9 protein-coding genes and 2 pseudogenes are annotated in these 13,018 nt (G+C 36.9%); 6 read left to right on the top strand and 5 right to left on the bottom strand.

Translation table 11 applies throughout. The annotated features are described in order from the left end of the window. Positions 1-19: 19 nt before the first annotated feature. On the top strand, positions 20-2,281 hold the full coding sequence (gene metE / locus FC89_RS01005; protein ID WP_057870688.1) for a 5-methyltetrahydropteroyltriglutamate--homocysteine S-methyltransferase: 2,262 nt from the start codon (positions 20-22) through the stop codon (positions 2,279-2,281). Continuing rightward, a complete protein-coding gene (gene metF / locus FC89_RS01000; RefSeq protein WP_057870687.1) occupies positions 2,274-3,146 on the top strand; it encodes a methylenetetrahydrofolate reductase [NAD(P)H] in 873 nt (290 codons plus the stop codon). Before metE ends, metF begins: the two co-directional genes overlap by 8 nt. Positions 3,147-3,242: 96 nt before the next feature. On the opposite strand, the gene FC89_RS00995 is transcribed toward metF, so the two are convergent. Then, on the bottom strand, positions 3,243-5,291 hold the full coding sequence (locus FC89_RS00995) for a hypothetical protein (protein WP_057870686.1): 2,049 nt from the start codon (positions 5,289-5,291) through the stop codon (positions 3,243-3,245). 172 nt (positions 5,292-5,463) lie between these two features. On the opposite strand from FC89_RS00995, the gene FC89_RS00990 reads away from it, so the two are divergent. From FC89_RS00990 to FC89_RS00980, 3 genes are all read left to right on the top strand, one after another. Further along, on the top strand, positions 5,464-6,756 hold the full coding sequence (locus tag FC89_RS00990) for a replication-associated recombination protein A (RefSeq protein WP_057870685.1): 1,293 nt from the start codon (positions 5,464-5,466) through the stop codon (positions 6,754-6,756). 302 nt (positions 6,757-7,058) lie between these two features. Next, on the top strand, positions 7,059-7,355 hold the full coding sequence (locus tag FC89_RS00985) for a hypothetical protein (protein ID WP_057870684.1): 297 nt from the start codon (positions 7,059-7,061) through the stop codon (positions 7,353-7,355). Between the two features lie 68 nt (positions 7,356-7,423). After that, the gene (locus FC89_RS00980) at positions 7,424-7,912 is read left to right on the top strand and encodes a universal stress protein (RefSeq protein WP_057870683.1); all 489 of its coding nucleotides are present in this window, start codon (positions 7,424-7,426) and stop codon (positions 7,910-7,912) included. A 105-nt stretch (positions 7,913-8,017) separates the two neighbouring features. On the opposite strand, the pseudogene tnpA (FC89_RS00975) reads toward FC89_RS00980, so the two are convergent. The 3 genes and pseudogenes from tnpA (FC89_RS00975) to FC89_RS00965 all read right to left on the bottom strand — a co-directional run bounded on the left by tnpA (FC89_RS00975) (position 8,018) and on the right by FC89_RS00965 (position 12,092). Continuing rightward, positions 8,018-8,472: pseudogene (tnpA, locus tag FC89_RS00975) on the bottom strand (IS200/IS605 family transposase). Between the two features lie 256 nt (positions 8,473-8,728). After that, the gene (locus FC89_RS00970; protein WP_057870682.1) at positions 8,729-10,948 is read right to left on the bottom strand and encodes a S8 family peptidase; all 2,220 of its coding nucleotides are present in this window, start codon (positions 10,946-10,948) and stop codon (positions 8,729-8,731) included. Positions 10,949-10,961: 13 nt separating this feature from the next. Beyond that, positions 10,962-12,092, bottom strand: coding sequence for an AAA family ATPase (locus FC89_RS00965; RefSeq protein WP_057870681.1), 1,131 nt, complete (start codon positions 12,090-12,092; stop codon positions 10,962-10,964). A gap of 452 nt (positions 12,093-12,544) precedes the next feature. On the opposite strand from FC89_RS00965, the pseudogene tnpA (FC89_RS00960) reads away from it, so the two are divergent. After that, positions 12,545-12,806: pseudogene (gene tnpA / locus FC89_RS00960) on the top strand (IS200/IS605 family transposase); the annotation flags it as partial. Here tnpA (FC89_RS00960) and FC89_RS12485 read toward each other — a convergent pair. After that, complete coding sequence (locus tag FC89_RS12485) at positions 12,724-12,966, bottom strand: hypothetical protein (protein WP_157060622.1); 243 nt, start codon at positions 12,964-12,966, stop codon at positions 12,724-12,726. The pseudogene tnpA (FC89_RS00960) and the gene FC89_RS12485 overlap by 83 nt on opposite strands. Between the last annotated feature and the right edge of the window lie 52 nt (positions 12,967-13,018).

Below are 13,018 nucleotides of genomic sequence, written 5' to 3'. Positions count from 1 at the left end.
ACAAAAGGGGGACTTTATTATGACAACTACCATCATTGGTTTTCCGCGAATCGGTGCCCAACGAGAATTAAAATTTGCAACTGAAAAATACTTTCGGCAAAAAATCACTGCTGAGCAACTGCTCCAAACTGGAAAAGAATTACGAAAAAGGCATTGGCAATTACTACAGAATGCCGGAATTAATCAAATTCCCAGCAATGATTTCTCATTCTATGATAATTTATTGGATACCGCCTTTTTATTTCACGCCCTACCGCAAGAAATTGCAACAGCCAACCTTTCCGCATTGGACAAGTACTTTGCTTTAGCCCGCGGATACCAAGGACCTGCCGGTGATTTCAAGGCTTGGCCAATGAAAAAATGGTTTAACACTAATTATCATTATTTAGTCCCACAACTAACTAAAACAACCAAATTTTATTACGACGGCGGCAAAATTAAAGATGAATTTTGCGAAGCGCTCCGTTTAGGAATTAAAACCCGCCCAACGATCATTGGACCTTTTACATTATTGCACCTTTCCGAATTTGTCGCTGGTGCCGATGCTGATGATTTTACAGCCGATTTACTGACGGCCTATACAAACTTAATTCAGGATTTAACTGCTGCCGGTGCTGAATGGCTGCAAATTGATGAGCCAGCCCTTGTTTATGATCTATCGGCAACGCAAATCGACTGGTTCAATAATTTCTATCAACAGTTACTGGCAGCCAAAGGTCCACTTAAAATCTTGCTGCAAACCTATTTTGGTGATGTACGTGATATTTATTCCAGTCTGATCAAACTGGACTTTGATGGTATAGGACTTGATTTGATAGAAGGCAAAAAAAATGCTGCGTTGATTCAAAGCGGGTTCCCAGCAAATAAAACTTTATTCGCCGGAGTTGTTAATGGTAAAAATATCTGGCGCAATCACTATCAAAAGACTTTAACTTTATTAGAGCAGCTATCCGTAGCAAATTTAACGTTAACTACTTCTTGTTCTTTGCTTCACATTCCTTATAGTGTCCAAACTGAATCATTTGCACCAGAAATTAAACAACATTTCGCTTTTGCTCAAGAAAAATTAACCGAGTTGACTCAGCTTGACCAGCTGTATAACCATCAACAGCCTGATTGGCTAAAACAAAATCAGCAGCTTTTTGCTCAACCGCGAGTAAAAGAAGATCCTGAGCTGAAAGAAAAAATAGCTCAGTTGACTGCCAAAGATTTTGTTCGCCAGCCAGCATTTCAGCAACGGCGTCAACTTCAGCGCAAGGCACTCAATTTGCCATTACTGCCAACAACAACCATCGGCTCTTTCCCGCAAACAAAAACTATCAAAAAAATGCGAGCGGCTTGGCGGAAACAAGAAATTTCAGCTGATCAATACCGAACCTTTATTCAGCAACAGATCAAAACATGGGTAAAATGGCAAGAAGATGCTGGTTTTGATGTTCTTGTTCATGGTGAATTTGAACGTAATGATATGGTTGAATATTTTGGTCAGCATCTGGATGGTTATTTGTTTACCAAAAACGGTTGGGTACAGTCATATGGTACTCGCGGTGTCAAACCACCGATTATTTGGGGTGATGTTGTCCGAAAAAGCCCTATCACCGTTGAATGGTCAACTTATGCTCAAAGCTTAACAGCCAAACCCGTTAAAGGAATGCTGACTGGTCCGGTCACGATCTTAAATTGGTCTTTCCCTCGAGAAGATATTTCGTTAAAAGAAGCTACTTGGCAGTTAGCTTTAGCAATTCAAGCTGAAGTACTTGACTTGGAAGCACACGGAATCAAAATCATTCAGATCGATGAAGCCGCCTTGCGCGAAAAATTACCATTACGAAAAAGTGATTGGAATTCAGAATATCTTTCTTGGGCCATCCCGGCTTTTCGACTGGTCCATAGCCAAGTCAAACCACAAACGCAGATTCATACCCATATGTGCTACAGCGAATTCGGCGATATTATTCCAGCAATTGATGAAATGGATGCTGATGTAATTTCATTTGAAGCATCACGTTCCAATCTCGAAATTTTGCAGCAACTGCAAGATCAGCATTTTAAGACCTTGGTTGGTCCTGGAGTTTATGACATTCATTCACCACGAGTTCCAACTAAAGAGGAAATTGTTGCTGAGTTGCATGAAATTTTGCGCAAAGTTCCCGCCGAAAATGTTTGGGTCAACCCTGATTGTGGTCTAAAAACACGACAAGAAAAAGAAACCAAAGCTAGTTTACTGAACTTAACAGCAGCAGCACGGCAAGTCCGAAGGGAGTTGCAGTCTAATGAGTAGTTTTGAAGAAACTTCAGGTCTTTCATTTGAAGTTTTTCCACCTAAAACAGCGGTCAGTAATCAAAAAATTTATCAAACATTGCATGACTTACAAGATTTGCGGCCAAATTTTATCAGTGTCACTAGTAGCAATCGCACACTTAACTTTGAAAACTCGACCCTTAAATTAGCTGATTATGTCCAAAATACTTTAGGAATTCCCGGAGTTGTCCATTTAACTGCGCGTTACTTTGACAAATCACAGATCGATCAGGTGTTAATCGAATTAAAAAAACTGGGAATCAAAAACATTTTGGTACTGCGTGGCGATTTGGCACCCGGTTGTCCGCCCAAAAAGGATTTTAACCACGCCAGCGATTTGATGACTTATATTAAATCACAAGACAGCAGCTTTCGGCTTTTTGGTGCTTGTTATCCAGAAAGTCATCCCGAATCGCCCGATAAGGTCAGTGATATCCATCACCTCAAAGCAAAAGTTGCCGCGGGTTGTGATTGTTTGATTACGCAAATGTTTTTCTCCAACGATACTTTTTATCAATTTCAGGAAAACTGCGCGCTAGCTGATATTGATGTGCCTTTATTAGCCGGTATCATGCCCATTGTCAATCGGGCTCAAGCTTTGCATGTTCTAAAGCAAAGTGAATGCCATTTACCGGCTAAATTTACACTAATGCTTGATCGTTATCAAAACGACCCTGAAGCATTAAGAGCAACTGGTTTAGCTTACGCCATCAATCAAATAACCGATTTAGTGACCAATCAAATTGCGGGAGTTCATCTTTATACAATGAACCAGCCGGCTGTCGCTCGGTATATTTATCAAGCAACCAAATCATTATTTACAGCCACCTGTTCGCCTTATTGAATTTCTGAAATTATTTAATAATTGCTAAAAAAGACTCTGCTGATTACTGAATAGCAGAGCCCTTTTTAGCTATCTAAAATTTAGTGGTCATTAAACTCATTTTTTAAGCAGTTGCGTTAAAATCAACTTAGCCAGCGGACGTGGACTGCCCATTTTCAACTGCTGAAAAATTCTTAAATCTGTCGTTTGATGTGCCGTTAGGAAGAACAATTGATTCGAATTGCGTGGTTGATATTTTAAATAAATGTTCGGCATAATTACGTCCAAAACACCATTGACCAAATTCAAATCAGCAGCCAGCCGTTTTAAGGCTGTCAGGTATGAAGGATCAAGCTCGGAAAATAACTCCAAATATTCTTCACCGTTTTGATAACTGCTATCAAAACGCAACAGCAACTGCACGCCACGTGGCAAAACAGTAGTCAACTGCTGTCCCTGCTCAGCTAAAGTAGCTGTTTCAATTGCTGCAAAAGGAAAAATTCGCCGCTGCTGCTGAAATAAAACCTGCTTTTGCTTAATTAATTGTTCAATTGTCGACCGTCCATTTCCAACTACCTGCTGGGGCAAACGTTCTAAAACACTCAACGGTTCCCCACCAGCAATTAAAACCCGATAACAAGTTCCCGGCTGGGCCTGTTCAACTAAGCAGCCCTGATCGTGTTGTAAAACTTGTTTAATTTGCTGCCATAATTCAGCTGCGGTCGGTGGCAAACGAAAAACTCGGCTGCCAGTCTGATAGCGACCCTTTAGCGCAACTGCGGCTTGAGCAAAATCAGCATATTTTTCCTCAAATTCGGTCCGATTGCGAATCAACCATTGTGCTGGAACCTGCCAGCCAGCTGCGGCTGCTAATTGACTAGCTAATTGTCGATCATGCCAACACCTTTGCCCCAAATTACCGGTATCATCGGTTAGTAAACCATCGCCAATTAACTTATCAGCAATTTTAACCAGATGTTCTGTCGGTGAAATCAGCTGGAATGTTTTTCCCTGAGCAAATGCTGCTGTTAATAATGCAGCTGAATTATGATCAATCAACTTTTCGTTTTGCCAATTTGCGATTAATCTGGTTTGATTTTTTTGAGCCACCTGCTGTAACTTAGCTTGATTATTCCCTACTTGCCGTAAAACACGACCACTAAGATTCTGGGTTCCATCTGTCAATGATGAACGCCAACGTTCAAAATAAAGCTGAAAGTCTTGATTCATATTGGCAACTCGCCGGTAATCAGCTAAATGATTAAACAGTTTTAAAGCGGTTTTCAATTCAGGAATAACAGCAAATGGGTTGCCAGCTGCTGTTTGCTGACTTAAATCAATTCCTTGCTGCAGCTTGTGATCAAGTTTTTCAGTATCAATCCCCGGTGCCGCCCAAAAATAAGCCGTCAATAATTGCAGCAAGTTCAAAACGGCTGGATTTAATCCGGTGCTGTAAAAAGGATCGGCTTCTAACCCGGCATATTCAATCCCAGCAACGATCTCAACCGCTTGCTGTCCCACTAGCATTTTAGTCAAATATGGTCGAAAATTAAGTTTTTTCCAACTGCGATCTGCTAATCGATGCGGAATTACTTGTTGAACTGATCGCGCCTTAGCTGCAAAATGCCGCTGCCAATAGCTGCTGCGCTGCAACTTGGCAGTTCCTTGCGGAGTAGCCGCTGTTAAATAAAGAAAGATCCAGTGATATTGATTTAACCGCTGTAAAATTTTTAAATAGATTTGTGAACGATAAGTCAAATAATTAATTCCAAGTGCCTTAAATTTTTCCTGATAACTTTGCTGCAGCAAAGCTTCCGGTAGCTGCCAGCGAATTGTAACCCCCTGATCAGCTGAGGTAAGAGTCGAACTCGGATTTAAAAAATAATCCTTACCCAATGTCTGAACCAGAAGCTGAGTTTCCAGCTCCAACCGTTGCAAAACTCCGGCTTTAGATAACCAATTAGGCGTCTGCAGTATTAGCAAGTCTGATGCATTTGTCCAAGCCAAGTTTTCCCCAGCAGCATCTGGTAGCAATTGCTGCAAATTAACCGTTTTGCCAGTTGACTGATAAACTTGATGGGTAACTGTCAATTGCCAACGAAAACGTGTTGCGGCTGCCAAAAATTTATTTGTTTTCAACCAATTTCCTAAATCATCAAATTCCATTTAATTTTCCTCCGTCTGCTGATTCAATTTCATTATAACAAATCCAGCTTTTTTTGCTGAGAAATCAACTATTTGTTAATGGACACCCTCTTACTTACTGTTGAATTTAAGAAAACATTATAAAATGTTATAATAAGATGGTTATTGTTTCGTCAGAAAGGAGGCAGCGGAGATGAAACCACTCGCTTTTCGGATGCGACCACAAGTAATTGATGAAGTTATCGGTCAGCAGCATCTGGTAGGTCCCGGTAAAATTATTCGTAGAATGGTGACTGCTAAAATGTTATCATCAATGATTTTATACGGGCCGCCCGGCACTGGTAAAACCAGCATTGCAAACGCAATTGCCGGCTCCACTAAATACGCTTTGCGAACGCTGAATGCGGCGACCGACTCGAAAAAAGAATTAGAAGCTGTAGCTGCTGAAGCTAAAATGAGCGGAACCGTTATTTTATTATTGGATGAGATCCACCGTTTAACCAAACCTAAACAGGATTTTTTATTACCTCACTTGGAAAACGGCCGAATCATTTTGATCGGCGCTACCACCGAAAATCCTTACATCGCAATTAACCCGGCAATTCGTAGTCGAACCCAAATTTTTGAAGTTAAACCACTAAGTGAAAGTGACATTAAAACGGCAATTCAGCGGGCCTTGAGGGACCCGGAACGCGGTTTAGGCAAATTAAAAATCAAATTAGATCCAGCTGCCGAACAATTATTGACCCAAGCAACGCATGGTGACTTGCGAAGTGTTTTAAATGCCTTGGAGCTGGCCGCTAAGTCAACACCACCGGATAAAGAAAATCAAGAAATTCATTTAACACTTGCAGTAATTGAGGAGTGTATCCAACACAAAGCATTGGTTCAAGATAAAGATGGCGATGCCCATTATGATGTAATTTCGGCCTTTCAAAAATCGATTCGCGGTTCTGATACCGATGCTGCTTTACATTATCTAGCCCGGTTATTAGCGGCCGGCGATTTAGTTAGCGTTTTTCGCCGTTTATTGACAATTGCTTACGAAGATATCGGTTTAGCCAACCCGACTGCTGCAGCTCACACGGTCGCGGCAATCACGGCTGCTGAAAAAATCGGTTTGCCGGAAGCAAGAATTCCGTTAGCCGCAGCGGTGATCGAATTATGTCTTTCACCTAAATCCAATGCAGCAATTACTGCTATTGATGCTGCGTTAAAAGATATTAAGCAAGGAACTTACGGTGAAATTCCCGCTCATTTAAAAGATGCTCATTATCAAGGAGCACAAAAACTCGGTCACGGCATCGACTATAAATATCCTCATGATTTCAATCATGATTGGATCGCACAACAATATCTACCTGACAAATTACAAAATAAAAGCTATTTCCAACCCAAAGGCAATAGTCGCTTTGAAGAAAATTTAAAGGAACGTTATCAACGCTTAAAAACAGCCCAAAAACAACAATTACCGCCACATGCGTAATTTGAAAAGCTTACTGGGATATGCTAAGATAAAGACAAATCTGAGATGTACGCGTTATCTCACAACGTAAGGTTGACCGAACAACTATATAATTGGTCTTTGGGATGAATTATTAATAGCACGCCTTATTACAAGGAAACTAGCGGTAATTCTATCAAGGACCCCCTGCTTGTCAGCGGGTTCAACTACAGAGATGATTAACGGCATCATGCGGATTATACAAAGTTTATCTTTGGCGAGGCTGCAGTAATTATTTGCTGCAGCCTTTGATTTAGCTATTATCTAAAAAAGGAAGATGCACCGTGAATTATTTGATCAACATCTTGGCCGGTCTTTTGACTATTATTCTCTTGATTTTAGGGTTGTACCTATTCAAACAACGTCAAACTGAACTTTTTCAACAGGCTGCTGCTAAAAATCATGGTTTAAATAGAGTATTCATAATTTTAGGAACTATTTTAATTGTTCTAGCAATTTTAACCGCTGTAGCAATTTTACTGCAATCGGTTTTATGGCTAGCCTTAATTTTAATCTGTGATGCAGTTATTGTTATCTTGGTACCGTTCTTACTGCTGGCAGCTTTTCCGCAAAATCGTTAAATTTTTAGTTTTGTATTTCCTTGCTACTTAAGGTAAAATAAAGGTGAGGAAAAGAAAGGGTGATGACAATGTTACAGCAATATAATAATATTCTTGTCCCAATTGACGGCTCTAAAGAAGCTGAGTTGGCTTTTAAAAAAGCTGTTGCTGTTACTCGCCGAAATGGTGAGACAGCTAAATTGCATTTACTGCATGTCGTTGACACACGAGCTTTCCAAAACATCTCCAGTTTCGACACAGCAATGGTTGAACAAGTTACCGAAACCGCAAAAAAGACACTTGAAAAATATGTCGCTGAAGCTAAGGCTGCTGGTTTAAAAAACATTGATTATTCCATCGAATATGGTGCTCCTAAAGTAATTATTGCTAAAGACATTCCAGCTGAAAAAGATGTCGATTTAATTATGATTGGAGCTACCGGTTTGAACGCCGTTGAAAGATTATTAATCGGCTCAGTTACCGAATATGTTACTCGGACGGCTGCTTGTGATGTTTTAGTCGTTCGGACTGATTTAGATAATAAACCGGTGCTGGCTGAAAAGAAACCGAAAAAATAAAAAAATATAACCACCTGTCAAACAGAGTGGTTTGCTCTAGGGCTATAAGCCCTTGCCAGCGTCTCAAGGCGCTGGTTTTTTTATATCAAAGTCAAACTGCATTTGCTACCGTTTGAAAGGGTTTTCACACTCTCTAACACTCAATTTACTAACTACTTGAGCATGCTTTTCTTGATCTTGAATGTATTTTTGATGGTTGCTTCATTCGTTCTCACTGTACTAACGTAATATCCTTCTAACCCCAAATGTCAATATGCAAATTTAAAATATAAATTTGCATATTGATCGAACATTATTAATACACTTTTATCTTCCAAATACTCCATAAAACTTGAAACACTTATTTTCGGTGGAGTACTTAAAAACAAATGCACATGATCTGGCATCATATGTCTCTCTAAATTTTTTACACCTTTGTACTGACATAATAATCTAATATCGTTTTGTAAATCTCGTCGATATTGATTATATATGATTTTTCTTCTATACTTTGGTGTGAATACAACATGGTATTTGCATAACCATTTTGTATGTGCAAGACTATTTAGTTTATTTGCCAATTCTTAGCGTCCCCTTTCGATTTTTAAATGTTTGGCTTTGACACCTACATTCTAAATCTTATGGGGGCGTTTTGGTTTAACCCCTTGCTTTTCCACCCGCAATTTCGCACGCATGCGAGCTCAACTAGGTCCAAAGATAATAATAAAAATTGGTACTATAGAAAATATTTCTATCAGTACCAAATATTTTATAGAACCCTAACTTTTAAGGGTCACTTCAGTTTTACCCAAAACTTAGTAACAAATCTTTATTTTGCTACTTATTTTGAGCTCTAACCCTAACTTGATTTAGTGCTTGATAACGATTTTGATTTTGAATTTCATTATAAATATCAAGGTTACCACTCATGTCTTCAATAGTAACAACTAAAGCGTAAGGAATATTATTATTCCCATCTTCCCATCTACCAAATAGTTCTAACCAAATTTGCCAATCTCCTGCATTAAATTTAGAAAACATTTTACTAAACTGATGGCAAATATCCCATTTTTTCCTACTTTCTTTTGTAGCAGGTTGTACAGAAGCTAAAGTACCATTTTCTTGAGATTTTTTTAATGAGGCTCTTACGTACGCACTAAGGTATTCAGTCCCTTTTGTTCTATCAACAGGTGGTTTTGAAAGACAGGTAACCGTCACTTTTGCAACGTTTCTTCCTGGCTGTGCAGCTAATAATTTAGGCATATAAATTTTAACACGTTCCTTTTTTTCTCTATTTAAAAAGCCTCTTCTTACAAAGGTAACTTTAGATGGTGAAGAAAACTTGCTATCATCAACTGTGGATAAACCTCTACCATACAAATTATGAAACAAACTCAATTCATCTTCATCAATGTTATCTTCATCCCACAGAATTTTTGCATTATGATACAGCAACGCTTTAGAAATAAGTAAATCATTATCAGGTACTATTTGACTAATTTCAGCTAAATCTCCAGAAACTATCGGAGCAGCAAAACTAGTACCAGAATCAGGAAGTAATTGTCCCTCACTGTTCATGACTAAAGAATATTCATCAAAGGGTGTAATTGGAGTGCTACCACGATATATTATTGTTCCACTATATGCCGATACATCAGGCTTTGAAAAGCCAGAAAATCCAGGTCCTTTTCTACTATACGGAGCAATCATATTTTTCTCAGACAAACTTGTTGGATGTTTTTCGGCACAAATTGCACCTACCGTTATTCCTAGCATTGAGTCTGCAGGAGAAGATATAATAGAATCATCATCATCAATAATATCTGAAAGATTGTTTTCTGTTTGCCATAAATTATGATTTCCAGCCGATAAAACAAACTGAACATCTTTTTTTAATTGAATAGCATCAATTTCATAACCAATAATACTCATTTCATCAGCTTCTATAGGAACTGATGTATTTGCAGATAAATTATAAATCTTTGATATATCTGAATACTTATTAACTGCTTCTTGGATTCTTCGAATCATTACATTTTCAGGGACTGAACCATCAAGTATACGACAATCAATTACCCTAGCTCTAGGGGAATAATTTGATTTACTTGTTTTTTCTTTAAAGTGTCTGAAAATTACTTTACTTGCTACTTTGGTGACATGGGAGAAATCTTTTCCTTTAAAATCATGGGGCTGCCATGTATCCCAGATTAGAGGAGATAAATTACTTGGAAATGTAATTCCTGAGTCTAAGACGGTAACTATAGGTAGCAAATCAAGATTTGTTTGATTTGATATAGTTACTTTTTCGTGCTTGTTTTGAACACTCAAATTTAAATTTACTTCAAAAAAACGGGTTTCTTCTATTCTATAAATCGCACTATCATTTTCGTAATTTGAAAGTGAAGACGATGGAATGACTGCTCTAACAACCAAAGTATCATCTGACAATGAATAGGGATTATCTTGCAGTTCACCATTATCTCTTTTTATTTTAGCAATCATATTCTTTAAAGCTATATCTTTATCTGTCTTAACTAATTTGGGAATAAACATAAACTGTACATCAATTTTGACAGGGGGAGTTGCACCAAGATAAATTTTCTTGTTTAAATCACTGGCATTTTTTTGCGTTCCAAGATATGAAGAAAAATTTTCAATATAGTCAAATTTTGTTTTTCTTGAGCCGTTTTCAGTATATGTTTGAACCCGATTTTTTAAAATTTCAAATTTTTGTTTGGTAGTTGTTACAACTGCTGTTCTTTCGGATTTAACAGCATTAATTGTTAATCCCAAGCTTGAAAAATCATCATCTTTATACTGTATTTTGTTTCCTTCAGCAACATCAACCTTAAAAACTAATGTTTCACTATCATCTAAAGAATTTGAGTTACTTTTATTTCTAGCTTCTTCCTCAATATTTTTTAAACTTGCAGATAATTTAGGACCATGTTCACTGTATACAATATCAATTTCTTTTTGACGACTGGTTAATTTTTTTGGAACTTCTATTACTTCTTCATCTGAAATCCAAAAATGTGGTTTTTTCCCTTGATCCATTGCCGTTTCTCCTTTATTTATTAAATTTATAACTCAATGTTGATTTTGGAATTCCTGTTATTTTTTCCAAATCTCTAATAGAAATTCCGTTGTTATTTAAAGTTTTTAAAGCATTGATAAAATCATCACTGGCTTCACTTAAAAACAGTGAAGTATGGTTTAACCATATTGAAGCAATTTCATCAGATAATATCTTGTTTGAAGATTTATTTAATATAGAATACTTAATCAAGGATTCAACAAATGTTTTAATTTCTGAACCATTCATACCCTCAGTTAACCTAATTATCATTCGTAAATCTTTATCTTTTAAAAGAATTGAATTATTTATATTTTGTTTAATTATTTGTTCTCTTTGTTCAGAAGTAGGAAGTTCAAGAAGAATTGCAAAATTAAATCTTCGCCAAATAGCTGAATCAAGCATATGATGATGGTTCGTTGCTGCAATTAAAAAAACATTATTGGGTAACTCATCCATATTTTGCAATAGAGTAGTCACTACACGTTTTAATTCTCCAAGTTCGTTAGAATCATCTCTTTTTTTAGCAATAGCATCAAATTCATCGAGAAATAATACTATATTTTTGTCTCGAACATAATCAAAAATTTTTTTAATATTTGTTCCAGTTTGCCCCAAGTAAGATGAAACCAAACCATCTAATTTTACATAAGCAATAGGTAATTCAAGTTCTCCAGCTAATGCATTAGCTGTCATTGTTTTTCCACATCCTGGAGGACCACAAAACAAAATACGATTCGTGGGAGAAACTCCCTTTTTTAAAAACTCTTTTGACATCTTTCTTTCCGCAATTACTTGTTTAAGTGAATCCTTTGTTTTGTTTGATAAAGCAACGTTCTCTAATTTTATCGAAGGATGAACTATTTCCAATAAATCAAGTGTACTATCTTTATCTTTAGGTAAAAAAGTAACACCTTGGGATTGAAATGAGCCAGTGGAACCGTAAGAGTTATTTTGTTCTTTATTTGATTCGTTTTGCTTGTAAGCCCTTTTTAAAGAAGTAGATAATGAAAGATTTCCTTTTTTTTCTTCATCACTAGCCAAATTGGACAATGCTGTCTCAAAAGAATATTCATTCCCACTACTATGTGCTTTGATTAAATCAATAATAAGTTTTGCTTTCATAAAAACACGCCTTTTCTTGTCCTATATTGGACTTGTGATATAAGTTTACTATAACAGCAGTAATTAGTCAACCGCTATTCATTATTATATTGGACGCAGTTGGACATGAAAATGGATATAAATAAGTAACCTTAAGTATTTCTAGAATGAAAAAGAGCGCCTATAGATTTGGTAGGATGATCTAACTTATATTTTGGTATGTAAATATTAGGTTTGAATAGATGCACATAAAACACTGAAATTGCACTTTTTTTCTTATTTTTAGTGTTTTATAGATTCTTATACTTTTGAATATTGCTTGATATTACCGTATTTTTCGACCCAAACTCAGAGTGAGAAAATTGAAACTCTAGTTTTAACAAAAGCCTCCAGGATTATACTAAGAGGCTGAAAAAACTAATAAGTCAATGAAAAATTGTTCACAGAACGCTAGGAATTGGCAAATAAACTAAATATCCTTGCACATACAAAAGTATAGAAGAAAAGTCATATATAAATATCGACGAGATTTACAAAATGATGTTAGATTATTATGTCGGTACAAAGGTGTAAAAAATTATAGAGGTGCATATGATGCCAAATCGTGTGTATTTGCTTTTAAGTATTCCGCCAAAAATAAGTATTTCAAGTTTTATGGGATATTTAAAAAGGAAAAGTGCATTAACGATGTTCGATCTACATGCGAATTTAAAGTATAAATTTGGAAATCGCCAATTGTGTGATCAAGATGTTGTTGAGCGACTTTTAAATAATATGTCTGATGAATTGAAAAAAGCTTATAATCATTACCAAACATTGCTTCAAGCGGTTCATCAAAAGGATTGTAAATTCCTAATAAAATTGTCTGAATCAGCTGCCGGAATGCCTGAACCAATCATAACCACCCGTCAAACGGGTGGTTTGCTCTAGGGCTATAAGCCCTATGT

This window comes from Liquorilactobacillus ghanensis DSM 18630 (genome assembly GCF_001435235.1).
GTDB lineage: Bacteria > Bacillota > Bacilli > Lactobacillales > Lactobacillaceae > Liquorilactobacillus > Liquorilactobacillus ghanensis.
The sequence above is the reverse complement of the archived record's forward strand: the minus strand, read 5'-3'. Positions and strand labels throughout refer to the sequence as shown.

Coding starts and splice junctions, on each gene's coding strand:
- metE (WP_057870688.1), top strand. CDS start 20: ATGACAACTACCATCATTGGTTTTCCGCGAATCGGTGCCCAACGAGAA.
- metF (WP_057870687.1), top strand. CDS start 2,274: ATGAGTAGTTTTGAAGAAACTTCAGGTCTTTCATTTGAAGTTTTTCCA.
- FC89_RS00995 (WP_057870686.1), bottom strand. CDS start 5,291: ATGGAATTTGATGATTTAGGAAATTGGTTGAAAACAAATAAATTTTTG.
- FC89_RS00990 (WP_057870685.1), top strand. CDS start 5,464: ATGAAACCACTCGCTTTTCGGATGCGACCACAAGTAATTGATGAAGTT.
- FC89_RS00980 (WP_057870683.1), top strand. CDS start 7,424: ATGTTACAGCAATATAATAATATTCTTGTCCCAATTGACGGCTCTAAA.
- FC89_RS00970 (WP_057870682.1), bottom strand. CDS start 10,948: ATGGATCAAGGGAAAAAACCACATTTTTGGATTTCAGATGAAGAAGTA.
- FC89_RS00965 (WP_057870681.1), bottom strand. CDS start 12,092: ATGAAAGCAAAACTTATTATTGATTTAATCAAAGCACATAGTAGTGGG.